Genomic DNA, 16,575 nt, shown 5'->3' on the forward strand with positions numbered 1-16,575 from the left:
CCGGGTGGCGCTGCGCTTACCCGGCCTACGAAACCCGTAGGCCCGTGCAAGCAACGCGCCGCCGGGCATTGCTTAGTTGAACGGGGCTTCCCGGTTCAGGACGCGGTCGATCACTTCCAGCACCCCTTCGTCGTTATTGTGAGGCGCTTCATAGCGGGCGACCGCCTTGATGTGATCCCGGGCGTTTGCCATCGCAAAGCTGTACCCGGCCTGGGTGAGCATCTCCACGTCATTCCCGCTGTCGCCAAAGGCGACCACTTCGCTGTTGTCGATGCCCCACAGCTCCTGCAGCAGGCGCAGGCCATTGGCTTTGTGGATCCCCGGCAGGATCAGGTCAATACTGCCGTGGCCGGTGGTGACCGGCACCATAATGTCGCTCAGCTGCTGGTGGATCATCGCCTGAATGCGCGGGATCTCATCGTCCGGCACGTTCAGGCCAAACTTAAAGAAGATATCGTTGAAGTTGTCGAAATTGTCCACCTTTTCCAGCCGGTGATAATATTTGGCGGCAAGGTCATGGAAGGTTTCACCATAGTGTTTCAGGGTATAGGCGCTGCCTTTGCCGCAGGCGATCACCTCCACTTCCGGAATGGCGCAGAGAAACTCCGCCACGGTGGCGAACTGGGCTTGGGTCAGCTCGCCGTTGTAGACATCCTGCCCGGCATTCACCACCCAGCCGCCGTTTTCCGCGACAAAGGCGATCTCATCGGCGATCTCAGGGAAGAAGGAGATCAGCTGGTAGTACTGGTTGCCGCTGGCGACCACAAACCGTATGCCCTGTTCCTTCATCTGCGCGTACTGGCGCAGAAAGCGCGCGCGATTGTACTGCTTCGCATCGTTCAGGAAGGTGCCATCCATATCAACTGCAATCAGTTTAACGCTCATATCCATTCTCCATGGCAGATTTAGCCTGCGAATCCGGTTTGGCGACCGCCCTGGCAACCAGGGCGGCAATCATCACTAATCCTAATACCACCAGCATGGCGCTGCGTAAGCCGTAATGCTCCCCGAGGAAGCCCAGCAGCGGCGGGCCCACCAGGAAGGCGAGATAGCCGGTGGTGGCGACCACGCTGACGCGGGTCGGCGCATCCGGGCCGGTGTCGCTGGCCGCCGAAATGGTCAACGGGAAGCCAAGCGAAGCACCAAGCCCCCACAGCACCACCGACACGCCGGCCACCCAGTCGACATCGACAAAAATAATCAACGCAATACCCAGACCACCCAGCAGGGCGCTGGCACGGACCACCGTCACCCGGCTGTAGCGGTCGATAAACCAGCCGCCGGTAAAGCGACCGACGGTCATGCCCAGCGTAAACCCGGCATAAATCAGCGAGCCGGAGGTCGGGCTGAATCCGTGACCGTCCACCATCAACAGCGGCAGCCAGTCGTTCGCGGAGCCTTCGGCAAAGGCCATCGCCAGCACCACCACGCCAATCAGCATCAGCTGCATATCGCGATAGAAGGGCAGCCCTTTTTCACCCGTTTTAGTTTCACCCGCGACGTTCCTGCCGTTGCCATCCGGGATGGCGGTGATCCCCAGCAGAACCGGGGCGATACAGACCAGCGCGGCCAGCAGAGTATGTGTCGTAGCGGCGATGCCGGAGGCGGTCAGGGCCATGCCGATACCGGCGCCTGCCAGCGTGCCAAGGCTGTAAAACCCGTGCATCATCGGCAGCACGGTTTTGTTCATCTCCTGCTCGATAGTTGCGCCTTCGACGTTAATCGCCACTTCCGCCGCGCCAAAACTGCCGCCAAACACGGTCAGCCCGATGGCAAACGCCAGCGGGGAGGCGAACCACAGCGCAACGCTGAGCATCATCATACCCACAATCGCGCAGCACATGGTGGTGCGGATCACTGTCCGCGTGCCGAACCGCTTAACCAGCCAGGCGGAACAGAGAATGCCGCTCATCGAGCCTATCGACAGGCCAAATAACACGATGCCCATTTCCGCCGTCGAGACCGACAGAATGTCACGGATAGCGGGGGTGCGCGTGGCCCAGGAGGCCATTAACAGGCCGGGAATAAAGAAGAACATAAACAGCGCCCACAGGCGTCTTTGCAGAATTTTGCGCGATGAGATGACGGTCATGGTTTCTGTACCAGAAGGACAACATAGAAGACAACACTAGCAAGTTTGTGTACATTTGTACATAAATGCGCTGAGGTAAAAATGAACAGACGACCCAACGATCCGCAACGGCGGGAACGGATATTGCAGGCCACCCTGGACACCATCGCAGAGCATGGCCTGAACGCCGTCACTCATCGCAAAATCGCCAGCTGCGCCGGGGTGCCGCTGGGGTCGATGACCTACTATTTTGCCGGGATGGATGCGCTGCTTGAGGAGGCCTTCACCTGGTTTACGCAGCAGATGTCGGTGCAGTATCGCGAGTTCTTTGCCGGGGTGACGGGGCCGGAGATGGCCTGCGAGTCGATCGTCACCCTGATTTACAGCTCCCAGGTCACCACGCCGCACAATATGGAGCTGATGTACCAGCTTTATGCCTTTATGAAACGCAGCGCATCGTTAAAAACCGTGATGCAGGACTGGATGAAAACCAGCCAGACGACGCTGGAGCAGTGGTTTGATCCGGTCACCGCCCGTGCCCTGGACGCGTTTATTGAAGGGATGACGCTGCATTTTGTCACTGACAGGCAGCCGCTCTCGCGGGAGGCGTTAAGGGTTATGGTGGGGCGAATTGCGGGGGTATAACATCAACCAACAGGCCAGCTTGCGCTGGCCTTCATGTCTTTCGGCCGGTTAATCCAGTAAGCCGGTAGACGCGGTGCTGGAGGTCTGGACGAAGTTATAGCCTTCGACCACGTTACCTTTAAACCAGATATCCATGGATTTAATGTTCGCCGTTGCGCCATTGGTAAACATAGAGACAATCGGGATATAACTGGTGATGCTGCTTTTTCCTGATGTTACCGAGTAGCTCCACGTCTCTTTGCCATCAATCATTGCACGTGTCTGCGGCTCACCATATTTGTTAATAATCTCTTGCTGGGTGGTTTTGCCTTTAATGATATTGGCCGCCACCGTTTGCTGGCTTTCCTCTTTGATGGATTTATTGCCATACACCGTACAGCTTGCAAGAGGAAGAATGGCAAGTGCGACAAAAATGAACTTTTTCATATTATACCTTGTTTATATTGATTATTTATTCCCAGTCGGGAATCACTCTTCGCGCGTGACATACCCGAAATCAAAGCCCTGCAGCAGATGTTCACGCAAATATTGATTGATCGGGTAGCTGTAGCTTTGGCCGATACTGACGGCATGCATCACACGCAATACCGCTCCCCCGCTCAGCGGTAAGGGTTCATCGGTAATGGTAATTTTCGCGCCCGCCAGCCCATCCTTCAGATTTTTATAGGCCACTGATTCAGTGATGCTGTTATTGATGAGGCTGAACGTGACCACCAGAACGGCAATTAACGCGACCGGGAAGGCTAAAGGATGGCGATTCAGGAACTGCACCGGGCGCCAGGAACGGCGGGTTAATAGCGTCGCCGTCAGGGGAACGAGCACTAAATAGAGCAGTTTTGCCAGGTGAGTAAGTGCACCCACCAGAGAGAAAATCAGCGCAATGGGCGGCACAATAACGGCACGCGCGGCATCTTCACCCAGCTTTTCATTAACCCCTCCCGCGCTATAGCTCGATACTGCCGCGCGCAGTTCAGGTAATTGTTGCTTTACCGCCTCGTTAAGATGTGGCGTGTGAAGCTCAAGGGCGAACTGTTTCAGCTTATCGTTCAGCGGATACTCCTCACGAACAAGCGTATTCGCCGGGAGAAGCAGCTTTTCGCGTAACGATTTCTGCACTACGTCAAGGCGGAAAAAGACGCCCCAGTCGAGCCGTTTAGGGATGGTCACGCCCTGGTAGACCACGGTTCGCTGGGCGAGATATTTCTGCCTGGCGGCTTTCGCCACCGCGGCATTAAACCCGGTACGATCTGACGGCGACCAGTCATTGGCGACGGGAACGCCTTGCCCGCGAACCTGATTTCTTACGGTGGCGTAATAACGTCTCGGGACGTTCCAGGTTTTCAGGCGTTTCGCCTCTAAGGAGCGTTCGTACCGTTGCCAGGCCCTGGCCTGCTCAAGCCGCACCGTTTCGCTGATATCCATGTCATCGTTGTAATAGGCAACAAATTGTTTATGCACCTCGCCACGCGCCTTGATCCAGGCCTCGTAGTAGCCGCGAACGCCGCCTTCTTGTGCGCTGATGTTGTCGCGTAAATTCTGTTCCGCATCGCGTTCCAGTAATTTACGGTAGCGATCGGACGAACTTAGCAGGACCGGTAAGGTTGCCAGAAACGCCTTCCCTGAGGGACTGTTCCACGTCTGTGCCTGTCCACCGCCGCTATCCAACGGGATGCCTTCCAGCGTCTGCTGTCCTTCAATTAATGCATGCTGATAGAGCTGTGCCAGCAGGGACATCTGACGAAATTCACCCGTGCTCTTCGTCACCTGACGTTCAATCACCCATTCCACCGCATGCCAGGTTAAGGTGCCGGTGATCAGGCAGATCAACAGCACCAGCGCCGTACTGGCTTTCGCCGTCAGCCAGACGCCTTTTTTCTTCAGCCGGACAATACCCATCAGCGAGAACTGTAACGCCAGCAGCGCCGCCGCGATGGCGGTTAATGTCCGGCCGTAGCGCTCCATATTGTGAACTTCATCGGCGGTCGAGACGCTGCCGACCAGGTCCAGCAGGCGGGAGTTGAACGCCAGCTCACAAATGAGATAGGTGAGGGTAATGCCCGTCACCAGCCAGTTTTGCCAGGCGGGGAGGACCGAACGTTTGATCCCGTCCTGCGGCCAGTGCTTTTCCTGAACCTGCTCGGTCATGACTTAAGCTCCAGGCTGGTCTGACGGGTTTTGGTTGGAGCATAGATCTCGGTAGGCACTGAATTGTTCAGCTCCGGCTGGGCAACTTTAGGCGGCAGTGGCTCCACGGTTTTGGTCGGCGTGCGTTTAACCGGCTTCGCTACGGGCTGCGCTTTGGTTTTACGGGACGATCTCACGTTATCAGGGCTGTTGCTGACGACCGTTTTTTGTTTCTGAACGGGGAATCGACTGTGGTAAACCTCGCCATGCTGCCAGTTGAACTGCTCCACCCGATTGTCGGTGGTGAAATTCAGTTGCAGCTTGTCCGCGCTGGCGTTGATCTCAGGCCCTGTATCGCATACGCCGGTGAAGGCCCACTCCTGGGATCGCGTATTTTGCAGATCGACCAGGCGATACTGTGCCGGGCAGGACGGCGTCGCCACTTTCAGCAGCAGTAACGTATGTCCTTCGATGTGATACTGATTGATGATCCTCGCCCAGCTGATGCCCTCCAGCGGGCGCTCAATCATCAGATTGCTCCACTTCAGGCTATAACGACCATTCAGCTCCCTTAATGCCCCTGTCGAGCCATCCGCCAGCGTGAACTGTCCGACTTCGTTCCCCAGAACGCTCGCCAGATCGGTATTAAACAGAATTTTGCCGTTTTTATCGTAACGAACAGAGCAGCCACTTAACCCAAGAATTAACGCCAGAACCAGTAAGCTACGTAGGGTTAAGTTGTGTCGTGACATAGTCATCTGTTAATTCCGTTTTGGTACGTTATTTTATCAATGCGCAACGTTATCAATGTTGCCATTGATAATTGATGAGGAGGATTTCCGCGATCGCTTATAAATTTGACTTAAGGCCCGATAAACCACGAAAACAAATTCTGATGGAGGAAAAATTTATATGTCCACTGCTCTTGAGAAAGCGTGATGCTCATCCATGAGAAAAATCTCAAAAAATTTAACATGTTGAAATAATCAGTCAATCTCCATTTCTGGTAGTTCTTCGAAAGGGGATACAGCAGAGCAGGCAGTGAAATACCGCAGGGAGTTAATTTTTCCGCCGCGAGAAGATATATGCGGTCAGAGTCCATTTTTAACAGAAAAATGATCTACTCTTTTATCTGCCAATTATTTTTAAGCCGTACAGATATCTGCCGCCGTTATTCTTGCCCCCAGCGCGTCAAATTTACCCGTTTCAGCAAAGGCCACAGACCCTTGTTTTTACCCGGGTATAATTGACAGGGCGCGCGCCTGCGCGTACGTTGCTATTTTTACCCGGATAGAAAAGGTAGCAGCATGGCGAACATCACCCTTACCGCCTTCTGGCGACAGCAACAGATTGCGCACGGTACGCTGAGCGCGCTGATCCAGCAGATCCAGTCCGCTAATATTCAGGATGAAACCGTTTTCATTTTTAACGATCGTAGCGGCAAGCGTCTCGATATTCACCTTCACGGGGATATTGCCAGCACTCTGGCGGTGTACCCGGAGCTGGCAGAAAGCAGCGTCGTCAGAACCCGGGGCAGGCCAAAGCTTGGCGTCTCGGCAAAAGAGGTGACGCTGCTGCCGCGTCACTGGGAGTGGCTAGCCTCCCAGCCCGGCGGGGCTTCCGCTACCTTGCGCAGGCTTATCGATCAGGCGCGAAAATCCAGTGACGCGGCGGATAGCAAGCGCCAGCGACACGACCGCGCCTACCACTTTATGTATGAGATAGCCGGGGATCTGCCTGATTACGAAGCCAGCCTGCGTGCGCTCTTTGCTGACGATGAGGTCGCGTTTACCGCGGGTATCAAAAACTGGCCGCAGGATATTCGCCAGTACGCGTTACGGCTGGCGTTTGGCAAAGAAGAGGATCACCAGCAGGGGTGACGGGAAGGGGGTTCTAATATCTCTACAAATGTAAATTTTTGTGCAACTTACTTCATGTCTATAATTTTAAGTTATTGATTTTAATATAATTAATAACTATTTTCGTTTTCTCTTACCCCGGCGGGCAACAAAACGCAGAAGGATACGCTACGCTTTGTAAATCATCCTGCGGCAAGCGTTTTTACCTCTTCTGCGGAAGTCGCCACCATATACCGGGGAAGCCCCTATGACCCTTAGTCATGAAGATGATGTAAAAATGCTGCTGTCTGCGTTTGAACAACGTCTGGAACAACTGCTGCCTGCGGGAGAGCAGGAGGGCCAGGTCTACGCGGCCATGCGCGAAGCAACGCTTGTCGCCGGCAAGCGCATGCGCCCTCTGTTGCTGCTGCTGGCGGCGACCGACATGGGCTACAAAGCTGAGCGGACAGGCCTTCTGGATCTGGCCTGCGCCATTGAAATGGTTCACGTGGCCTCCCTGATTCTGGATGACATGCCCTGCATGGACAATGCCATGCTCAGACGCGGGCGGCCGACGGTTCACTGTCAGTATGGCGAAAGCGTCGCGATACTGGCGGCAGTGGCGCTGCTGAGTCACGCATTTTGCGTCATCTCACGCGCGCCTTCGCTGACGCACGAGGCCAAAGCGCGGGCGATTGCTGAGCTTTCAGCATCGGTGGGGCATATGGGGCTGGTACAGGGGCAATTTCGCGATCTGAACGAGGCCCGGCAGAGCCGTAATGCGGATGAAATACAGCTGACCAATGAGTTGAAAACCAGCAGCCTGTTCAATGCCACCCTGCAACTGGCGGCCATTGCGGCCGAAGCACCGCCTCAAGTCAGCGAACGCCTGCGCTTTTTCGCCCGCGATCTCGGTCAGGCTTTCCAGCTGATAGATGACCTGACGGACGGCTCACACGCCACCGGCAAAGATCCCCATCAGGATAAAGATAAATCGACGCTGGTCGCCGTGCTCGGGACAGAGAGCGTTTTCCTGCGCCTGCGTGAGCACGTGCGCAGCGCCGACCAGCATATTGCTACCGCCTGTCAGCCGGGAACTACCGCCCGGCACTATGTTCACGTCTGGTTTGAAAAACAGCTGACGCTTATCAGTCAGAGCCTGTCGTTATCCCTGTCGGAGTGTCAATGAGCAACCTGTCGCAACGTAAAAGCGATCATCTCGATATCGTACTGAACAGCACGCCCGGGGTAAAAAAGTGTACCAGCGGCTTTGAAAAATGGCGGTTCGGGCACTGTGCACTGCCTGAACTGCATCTTGATGATATTGATCTCTCGACCTCGCTGTTTGGCCGCGCCCTGAAGGCGCCGCTGCTGATCAGTTCTATGACCGGGGGTACCCGTCGGGCGAGCCAGATCAATCAACATCTTGCCCTTGCCGCGCAGGCCCTGGGGCTGGCGATGGGGGTTGGCTCCCAGCGCGTGGCGCTGGAGAGCGAGGCTAACTACGGCCTGACGCGTGAACTGCGCGCCTTTGCCCCGGACGTGGTGCTGATGGCCAACCTCGGTGCCGCGCAAATCGCGGGCCGACAGGGCATTGACTATGCCAGACGCGCCGTAGAGGCCCTCGCGGCAGATGCGCTGATTATCCACCTCAACCCGCTTCAGGAGGCGCTGCAGCACGGCGGGGATCGCAACTGGTGCGGGGTTATCGACGCCATTCATCAGACCGTCGAGGCGCTGCATGTGCCGGTGGTGGTCAAAGAGGTGGGCAGCGGGCTTTCGGTACCGGTTGCCCGTCAGCTGGCTGCGGCGGGCGTGGCGATGCTGGATGTCGCCGGAGCCGGTGGTACCAGCTGGGCGGCGGTTGAGGGCGAACGCGCCGTCACCGCTCATGGCCGGGCGGTGGCGATGGCCTTTGCCGACTGGGGGATCCCGACCGCGACGGCATTACAGGATCTGCATCAGGCGCTGCCCGACATGCCGCTTGTGGCCTCGGGTGGGATCGCCAACGGCATCGAGGTGGCAAAAGCGATCCGCCTGGGCGCAAGCCTGGTGGGGCAGGCGGCCGGGGTGCTGCAAAGCGCGTTACTCTCCAGCGAGGCGGTCATTGACCATTTTCAGGTGATCATCGACCAGCTGCGCGTCGCCTGTTTCTGCACCGGGAGCGCCAACCTGGCCCAGCTGCGTCAGGCCACGCTGGTGGCGCAGACGTAATGGCGCACGAGTGGGACATCATCTTAGCGGGCGGTGGGCTGGCGAACGGGCTGATCGCGTTACGGTTGCGTCAACAGCGCCCCGGGCTGCGCGTGCTGCTTCTCGAGGCCGATAGCCAGCCGGGGGGGAATCACACCTGGTCGTTTCATGAAGGCGACATTACCCCCGGGCAGCACCGGTGGCTTGCCCCCCTGGTGGCACATCGCTGGCAGGGATACGACGTCCGCTTTCCCGGCCTGAACCGGACCCTTACCGGGGACTACCTCAGCATCACCTCCGCGCGTTTTGCCGCCGTGCTGGCCGACGCCTGTGGCGAGAGCCTGCAAACTGACGCCGCCGTCACCGCGCTCACTCCGCAGACGGTGACGCTCGCCGACGGCACCACGCTCCGGGCCCGCGCGGTGATCGATGGCCGGGGCTACACGCCGGACAGGCACCTCAACACCGGCAGCCAGTCATTTCTTGGCCAGGAGTGGCATCTCCGCCAGCCGCACGGCCTGACCCGGCCGATACTGATGGACGCCACGGTCAACCAACAGGGCGGGTATCGTTTTGTTTATACCCTGCCGCTTTCCGCCACCGAACTGCTGATCGAAGATACCCACTACATTGACGCCGCCCGGCTGCACCTCAGCGCCGCGCGGCAAAACATTGCTGACTACGCCCGCCAGCAGGGCTGGTGCCTGGACCGCCTGATCCGCGAAGAGCGGGGCCATCTGCCGATTATGCTGGCGGGTGATTTCCCTGCCTACTGGCAGGCGCGGGATAAACAGCCGTGCAGCGGCCTGCGCGCCGGGCTGTTTCATGCCACCACCGGCTATTCGTTGCCACACGCGGTGGCGCTGGCCGAAGCCATCGCCGGCACCGCGGATATCAGCGCGGCCGCGATCTTTTCCGTGATTCATCGCTATGCCCTGCGCCAGTGGCAGGAGCAGCGATTTTTCCGCACTCTCAACCGCATGCTGTTTCTGGCGGGGGATGCCGATAAACGCTGGCAGGTGATGCAACGTTTTTACTCTCTTAACGAAGGGCTGATTGCCCGCTTTTACGCCGGGCAGCTGACCCTGGCCGATAAAGCGCGGATCCTGGCAGGTAAGCCCCCGGTTCCCGTCGGCGAAGCGATGCTCGCCATACTGAAACTCACTCCCCGGATGCGAGCGTTTCACCATGAATAAAACAGTCATTATTGGTGCCGGGTTTGGCGGATTAGCGCTGGCCATTCGGCTACAGGCCCAGGGCATTGCCACACTCCTGCTGGAGCAGCGGGATAAGCCCGGTGGGCGCGCGTACGTTTATCACGATCAAGGGTTCACCTTTGACGCCGGGCCGACGGTGATAACCGATCCCAGCGCCATCGAAGAGCTGTTCACCCTGGCCGGAAAACGGATGGCGGATTATGTCGATCTCCTGCCGGTCACTCCATTCTATCGCCTGTGCTGGGAGACGGGAGAGGTCTTTGATTACGACAATGTGCAGGCCCGGCTGGAAGAACAGATAAGACGTTTTAACCCCCGTGACGTGGAGGGTTACCGCAAATTTCACGCCTACTCGCGGGCGGTGTTTAACGAGGGGTATCTCAAGCTCGGCACGGTGCCGTTCCTCTCTTTTCGCGATATGCTCCGCGCCGGGCCGCAGCTTGCCCGATTGCAGGCCTGGCGCAGCGTCTACGGCATGGTTTCGCGCTTTATCGAGAATGAACAGCTGCGTCAGGCGTTCTCGTTTCATTCCCTGCTGGTGGGGGGCAACCCGTTTGCCACCTCGTCCATTTATACCCTGATCCACGCCCTGGAGCGTGAGTGGGGCGTCTGGTTTGCCCGCGGTGGCACCGGGGCGCTGGTGCAGGGGCTGGTGAAGCTTTATCAGGATCTCGGCGGGGAGTTGCAGCTGAATGCGGAGGTGACCCGGCTGGTGGCCGAGGGCGATCGCATTCGCGCCGTGGAGCTGAAAGACGGCCAGACGATCCCGACCGCGGCGGTGGCCTCCAATGCCGACGTGGTGCATACCTATGAAAAGCTGCTGGGGCATCATCCGGCGGGGGCGGCGCGCGCGACATCGCTCAAGCGCAAACGCATGAGTAATTCCCTATTTGTGCTCTATTTTGGCCTGAACAAGCAGCACGATCTTGCGCACCACACGGTGTGTTTCGGGCCGCGCTATAAAGAGCTGATCGACGATATCTTCAATAAAAACGCGCTGGCGGAGGATTTCTCCCTCTACCTGCACGCCCCCTGCGTCACCGATCCCTCCCTCGCGCCGCCGGGCTGCGGCAGTTATTACGTGTTAGCCCCGGTGCCCCACTTAGGCACCGCGGATCTCGACTGGGAAGTGGAAGGGCCGCGCCTGCGCGACAGGATTTTCGATTATCTTGAAGCCCATTACATGCCGGGGCTGCGCAGCCAGCTGGTGACCCACCGCATGTTCACTCCCTTCGATTTTCGCGACCAGCTTGGCGCTCATCTGGGCTCCGCCTTTTCGGTCGAACCGATCCTGCGCCAGAGCGCCTGGTTCCGGCCGCACAATCGCGACAGCCGGATCCCCAATCTTTACCTGGTCGGGGCGGGCACCCATCCGGGCGCCGGTATTCCCGGGGTGATTGGTTCGGCCAAAGCTACGGCAGGGCTGATGCTGGAGGCGCTTTCCCGATGAACACCACCCTGATGGATCACGCGACCGACACCATAGCCGTGGGCTCGAAAAGCTTTGCCACCGCAGCGAAACTCTTCGATCCGGCCACCAGGCGTAGCGTGCTGATGCTCTACGCCTGGTGCCGCTACTGCGATGACGTTATCGACGGCCAGGAGCTGGGATTTAACGCCAGTCCCGTGGACAGCGCCCAGGCAGAGCAGCGTCTGGAGATGCTCAAACGCCAGACTCTGCGCGCGTGGGAAGGGGGAGAGATGCGTGACCCCGCCTTTGCCGCCTTTCAGGAGGTGGCGCTGGGCCACAACATTCCGCTCCAGCTGGCTTACGATCACCTTGACGGTTTTGCCATGGACGTACGCGAGACGCATTACGAGACTTTCGATGACACCCTGCAATACTGCTATCGCGTGGCGGGGGTGGTGGGGTTAATGATGGCGAGGGTGATGGGGGTACGCGATGAAGCCGTGCTCGATCGGGCCTGTGATTTAGGCCTCGCCTTTCAGTTGACCAATATCGCCAGGGATATTGTCGAGGATGCCCGGGTGGGCCGCTGTTATCTACCCGCCCAGTGGCTGGCAGAGGCGGACATCCCCCCGGGGGAGATAGCACAGCCCAAAATGCGCGCTCCCCTCGCGGATATCGCCCGGCGGCTGGTGGCAGAAGCCGAACCTTACTATGCCTCTGCCCGGGAAGGTCTGGCCGGGCTGCCGCTGCGATCCGCCTGGGCGATAGCCTCGGCGCACGGGGTATATCGTGAGATTGGCGTGAAAGTCAGCGCGGCGGGGCCCCGGGCCTGGGATATACGGCAGGGGACCAGCGCGTTTGAGAAATCGGGATTAATGCTGAAAGGCGCCTTGCTTTCGCTCACTTCTCGTTTTGCGACGCCGTCACCGCGCCCGCCTCAGCTCTGGCAGCGCCCGCGCTAGCCCCACGGCGCGCCTTGCGCTGGCGTAAGGTGGCCTGCAGTTTTTCAATCGGCGGTGCATAGAGAAAACCAAAGGAGACGCAGTCCTCTTTGCCCCGTACCGCGTGGTGCAGACGGTGCGCCAGATAGAGGCGTTTAAGGTAACCCCGACGCGGGATATAGCGAAACGGCCAGCGCTGATGCACCAGCCCGTCATGCACCATGAAATAGAGCGCGCCGTAGAGCGTCATCCCGGCGCCTATCCACTGTAGCGGCCACAGGCCCCATGTCCCCAGCGCAATCAGCACAATCGCCAGCACGGCGAACACTACCGCGTACAGGTCGTTGACCTCGAACCAGCGGGTGCGCGGCTCGTGATGCGACTCATGCCATCCCCACCCCCAGCCGTGCATGATGTACTTATGCGCAAGGGCGGCGACTAACTCCATGGCGGCAACGGTTAACAGCACGATTAGGGTGTTGTACAACGCGAGCATTGGTACTCCTTGGGCTCGGGGAGAAATGTTTGTCTCAGGTATTAAGCGTAACACTTAAATGGGGGAAGGGTGGATAGATGGGGCTGGCGGGTGCGATTTGTTGCCTGAAAACAACAGATCTTTTCTGGGGATATATAGAAGCTCCCTGGCGCAAGAAAGTTTAGGAAATGACATCTGGGGTGGTAATGAGAGGGGCACGGATGAATAAAAAAGACGAAAGCCGGGATAGTCGCCGCAAAGATGAAATCTACACCGCTGCTAACGCGCAAGGTATCATTAACTATAAATTTATAGAAGACTAAGTTGTAACCTCGCCTCATCCTCGGCAAGGATAGAGTTAAACCGATGATAAGGATGCACTACACTAAACTTTGCAGGCCAGTGAAACATTTGCAGCATCATAAGTTTCCTGGCCTAAAAACCTCAACTAATTTAATTCTAACGATGAATTTGGTTTGCGCTTCCAGTTAAGAATGAAAGATTTTATAGTTTTATTATCTTCAACGAAATGGTAGCAAGCCGAAGCCATTACTAAATTAATCAATGCCAAAAGTGTCCATATAAACCATGTGGGAAATGATGCCAGCGTGTCATGATATTTTGTTATATAAATCATGATAGGCAGCTGCATTAAGTAAAATGAGTAACTTATCTTTCCTAAATATATCAAAGGGAGCGTGATTATATTTTTATTGATAGCTGCACTTGCAAGGTAATAAACAACAATGCAAGTGGCAGGTAGTGTTATATAGTTGTTTTGCATCCAGCCAATATTGTTTGTTGGAGAAATGAAAAGTAGTAATGCTATAGCGAGAACAAGCAAACTATTGTTAAAACGAGTGAAACGGAAACCTTGCGCAAAAATACATCCAAGCGCTACACCTGCGACAAATTCCGGTAAGCGGTGGACAGGACTGACATAATAACGTGGGAAATCCGCACTATTAGTTAATATCATAGATGTTGGTATGATTATTGATGATATTATGATCGCAATGCTTAATGAAAGTATCGGTCTTTTTTTTATTAGCGGCAAAAGGAATGGGAAAACGAGATAAAAAAACATTTCCGTTGAAACAGACCATGAACCACCAAAATTCCATTGGCTAAAACTGTCAGGAAACCACGACTGAGCAGTGGTTAAAAATAATAAAATATAGGTTATGGCCTGTTTCAGGTTGTATTCAAAAAGGAAAGGGATTGAAATTAAACCCATAATGAAATAAGCAGGAAATATTCTGGCGACTCGGGAACGATAGTAGTTTTCTTTAATTCCCTTTCTTGAAGCCCATGCCATGACAAAACCAGAAAGGACAAAAAAGAAAGACATCCCAATAGCGCCATTTCCGATCACAGATTGCAGCCACTCGGAGACTTCAGCCTTATATCTCAGATTACAATGAAATAAAAATACATAAAAAGCAGTTATAAAACGGAATATTGTTAATCCGTGAAGGTCATTTCTGATGTTCATAGTCATGTTCAGGTGAATTTTTTCTGATGCTATCATAACATTTGATAGTGATACCCATCGTTTCTTCATTCTAAGCCAAAATGTCACTGCGCTGCCAATCTTCTTCTGAAACTGCTCTCATCTGCAATCTCTGTCAATCTTGCCTCTTTCGCAGCCTGACGACGCATTTCTGATAGCGCCCTTCTAAAGTCATGAACGTTCTTCTGATTGTTTTACGGAAGTGAGTTTTTAATGCAGTCGTCATTTTGTCGATACATGAGTGTAAATCACAGGCAACAAAAAACCCATCAACCTTGAACCAAAACGGCGGGGTTGATGGGCTCCACAAATTGGGGACATCAAAGAAAAGCAGTGGCAATAGTTATGACTGACGGATGACAGAAAAGTTCTGCGCATAGCGAAAATTTTTTCGCCATTGCGCAAATTTCTCTCTTATCCCAGCCCCGGCCAGATGATGATGATCAAGGTCCCCGCAAGGGTTAACAGCACGTTAGCGATGGCGTAGGTACCGGCATAGCCCAGCGCCGGGATGTTGCTGCGGGCGGTATCGCTGATAATTTCCATCGCAGGGGCGCAGGTACGGGCGCCCATCATCGCGCCGAACAGCATGGCGCGGTTCATGCGCAGCACGTAGGCGCCGAACAGGAAACAGATCACCACCGGCACCAGGCTGACGATTAACCCAGCCACCAGCATCTGCCAGCCCACTGCGCCCAGGCTGTGGCTGATACCGCTGCCCGCGCTCAGGCCGACGCCCGCCATAAATACCATCAGGCCAAACTCTTTCACCATGTTCAGCGCGCCCTGAGGGATATAGCCGAAGGTTGGATGGTTGGCTCGCAGGAAGCCGAGCATGATCCCGGCGAACAGCAGGCCTGCGGCGTTGCCGATGCCGAAGCTAAAGTTGCTGAACTGGAAGGTGATCATCCCGATCATCAGGCCGACGATAAAGAAGGCGCAGAACGCCAGCAGGTCGGTCACCTGGCTGTGAATGGAGATAAAGCCGATGCGGTCGGCGACGGTTTTCACGCGGCGCGTGTCGCCGCTCACCTGGAGCACATCCCCCTTGTTCAGGACGATGTTGTCGTCGATAGGCATCTCAATCTGGCTGCGGATCACCCGGTTGAGGAAGCAACCGTGGTCGGTCAGCTTGAGCTGGGCCAGGCGGCGGCCCACGGCGTTGTGGTTCTTGACCACGATCTCTTCGGTGACGATGCGCATGTCGAGCAGGTCGCGGTCGAACACCTCTTTGCCGTTACGGAAGCTCGGATCGAGACGGGCGTGCGCATCCGGATAACCCACCAGCGCGATATCATCGCCCATCTGCAACACCGCATCGCCGTCCGGGTTAGCCAGAATGCCGTTACGGCGAATACGTTCGATATAGCAGCCGGTCTGGCGATAAATGCCCAGCTCGCGCAGATTTTTACCGTCCGCCCAGGCCACCAGCTCCGGGCCGACGCGGTAGGCGCGGATCACCGGCAGATAGACTTTGCGTTTGGTGTCAGTGTCCAGACCGCGCTCGCGGGCGATCTGCTGGGCGCTGGTCTGCAGATCCTGATGCTGCAGTTTCGGCAGATAGCGTGCGCCGACAATTAAACTCACCAGACCAATCAGATAGGTCAGGGCATAGCCGAGGCTGAGGTGATCCAGCGCCAGCGACAGCTGGGCGTTATCCAGCCCGAGATGGCGCAGCGTATCCCCGGCACCCACCAGCACCGGCGTGGAGGTCATCGACCCGGCCAGCATGCCCGCCGTCAGGCCGATATCCCAGCCAAACAGTTTGCCTAAACCCAGCGCGATGAGCAGGGCGCTGCCGACCATCACCAGCGCCAGCATCAGGTAATTTTTGCCGTCGCGGAAGAAAATAGAAAAAAAGTTGGGCCCGGCTTCGACGCCGACACAAAAAATAAACAACATAAAGCCCAGATTTAGGGCATCGGTGTTAATACTGAAATGCTGCTGGCCTAATAATAACGAAACGACTAAAACGCCAATAGAATTACCGAGTTGGATCGACCCGAGACGTAATTTACCCAGGCAAAGACCCAGAGCCAGTACCACAAATAATAACAGGATGTAATTCCCGTTTAACAATTCTGCGACGTTTATGTTCACGGAGGATAACTTTTCGTTTACCAGTAAGTGGTTGAAGGGGTGGGATA

Annotated in this window: 15 protein-coding genes; 7 read left to right on the plus strand and 8 right to left on the minus strand. The window is 56.1% G+C overall.

Annotated features, from left to right (window positions below; all coding sequences use genetic code 11):
• Positions 1–72 precede the first annotated feature (72 nt).
• Positions 73–885: a Cof-type HAD-IIB family hydrolase gene (locus ACP4QI_RS06775; RefSeq protein ID WP_285131034.1), complete on the minus strand. Its 813-nt coding sequence runs from the start codon at positions 883–885 to the stop codon at positions 73–75.
• The gene (locus ACP4QI_RS06780; protein ID WP_142488834.1) at positions 875–2,092 is read right to left on the minus strand and encodes an MFS transporter; all 1,218 of its coding nucleotides are present in this window, start codon (positions 2,090–2,092) and stop codon (positions 875–877) included. The genes ACP4QI_RS06775 and ACP4QI_RS06780 overlap by 11 nt, the downstream gene beginning before the upstream one ends.
• A gap of 81 nt (positions 2,093–2,173) precedes the next feature.
• On the opposite strand from ACP4QI_RS06780, the gene ACP4QI_RS06785 reads away from it, so the two are divergent.
• Positions 2,174–2,716 carry a TetR/AcrR family transcriptional regulator gene (locus ACP4QI_RS06785; RefSeq protein WP_426495005.1) on the plus strand — a complete coding sequence of 181 codons (543 nt, stop codon included), beginning with the start codon at positions 2,174–2,176 and terminating at the stop codon, positions 2,714–2,716.
• 48 nt (positions 2,717–2,764) lie between these two features.
• Here ACP4QI_RS06785 and ACP4QI_RS06790 read toward each other — a convergent pair whose 3' ends face one another.
• The 3 genes from ACP4QI_RS06790 to ACP4QI_RS06800 are packed head-to-tail and all read right to left on the minus strand — an operon-like array spanning position 2,765 to position 5,598.
• Positions 2,765–3,142: a hypothetical protein gene (locus ACP4QI_RS06790; RefSeq protein ID WP_142488836.1), complete on the minus strand. Its 378-nt coding sequence runs from the start codon at positions 3,140–3,142 to the stop codon at positions 2,765–2,767.
• A gap of 42 nt (positions 3,143–3,184) precedes the next feature.
• Positions 3,185–4,861, minus strand: coding sequence for a hypothetical protein (locus ACP4QI_RS06795; RefSeq protein ID WP_426495004.1), 1,677 nt, complete (start codon positions 4,859–4,861; stop codon positions 3,185–3,187).
• The gene (locus ACP4QI_RS06800) at positions 4,858–5,598 is read right to left on the minus strand and encodes a hypothetical protein (protein WP_231312789.1); all 741 of its coding nucleotides are present in this window, start codon (positions 5,596–5,598) and stop codon (positions 4,858–4,860) included. Before ACP4QI_RS06800 ends, ACP4QI_RS06795 begins: the two co-directional genes overlap by 4 nt.
• 549 nt (positions 5,599–6,147) lie before the next feature.
• On the opposite strand from ACP4QI_RS06800, the gene ACP4QI_RS06805 reads away from it, so the two are divergent.
• The 6 genes from ACP4QI_RS06805 to crtB all read left to right on the plus strand — a co-directional run bounded on the left by ACP4QI_RS06805 (position 6,148) and on the right by crtB (position 12,461).
• Complete coding sequence (locus ACP4QI_RS06805) at positions 6,148–6,720, plus strand: DUF2239 family protein (RefSeq protein ID WP_156263291.1); 573 nt, start codon at positions 6,148–6,150, stop codon at positions 6,718–6,720.
• 226 nt (positions 6,721–6,946) lie between these two features.
• Positions 6,947–7,867: a polyprenyl synthetase family protein gene (locus ACP4QI_RS06810; RefSeq protein WP_156263292.1), complete on the plus strand. Its 921-nt coding sequence runs from the start codon at positions 6,947–6,949 to the stop codon at positions 7,865–7,867.
• Complete coding sequence (gene fni / locus ACP4QI_RS06815) at positions 7,864–8,892, plus strand: type 2 isopentenyl-diphosphate Delta-isomerase (RefSeq protein WP_142488841.1); 1,029 nt, start codon at positions 7,864–7,866, stop codon at positions 8,890–8,892. The genes ACP4QI_RS06810 and fni overlap by 4 nt, the downstream gene beginning before the upstream one ends.
• Positions 8,892–10,067: a lycopene beta-cyclase CrtY gene (gene crtY, locus ACP4QI_RS06820; RefSeq protein WP_426495003.1), complete on the plus strand. Its 1,176-nt coding sequence runs from the start codon at positions 8,892–8,894 to the stop codon at positions 10,065–10,067. The genes fni and crtY overlap by 1 nt, the downstream gene beginning before the upstream one ends.
• A complete protein-coding gene (locus ACP4QI_RS06825; protein WP_285131038.1) occupies positions 10,060–11,538 on the plus strand; it encodes a phytoene desaturase in 1,479 nt (492 codons plus the stop codon). The genes crtY and ACP4QI_RS06825 overlap by 8 nt, the downstream gene beginning before the upstream one ends.
• Positions 11,535–12,461, plus strand: coding sequence for a 15-cis-phytoene synthase CrtB (gene crtB / locus ACP4QI_RS06830; RefSeq protein WP_426495002.1), 927 nt, complete (start codon positions 11,535–11,537; stop codon positions 12,459–12,461). The genes ACP4QI_RS06825 and crtB overlap by 4 nt, the downstream gene beginning before the upstream one ends.
• Here crtB and ACP4QI_RS06835 read toward each other — a convergent pair.
• From ACP4QI_RS06835 to ACP4QI_RS06845, 3 genes are all read right to left on the minus strand, one after another.
• Positions 12,400–12,936 (minus strand): sterol desaturase family protein, encoded by a 537-nt coding sequence (locus ACP4QI_RS06835; protein WP_426495001.1) that lies wholly within the window; start codon positions 12,934–12,936, stop codon positions 12,400–12,402. The genes crtB and ACP4QI_RS06835 overlap by 62 nt on opposite strands.
• A 427-nt stretch (positions 12,937–13,363) precedes the next feature.
• Positions 13,364–14,410 carry an acyltransferase family protein gene (locus ACP4QI_RS06840; protein WP_426495000.1) on the minus strand — a complete coding sequence of 349 codons (1,047 nt, stop codon included), beginning with the start codon at positions 14,408–14,410 and terminating at the stop codon, positions 13,364–13,366.
• A gap of 432 nt (positions 14,411–14,842) precedes the next feature.
• A complete protein-coding gene (locus ACP4QI_RS06845) occupies positions 14,843–16,528 on the minus strand; it encodes an aspartate:alanine antiporter (protein ID WP_142488847.1) in 1,686 nt (561 codons plus the stop codon).
• Positions 16,529–16,575 lie beyond the last annotated feature (47 nt).

Source organism: Leclercia sp. TB492 (assembly GCF_049974505.2).
GTDB lineage: Bacteria > Pseudomonadota > Gammaproteobacteria > Enterobacterales > Enterobacteriaceae > Enterobacter > Enterobacter adecarboxylatus_C.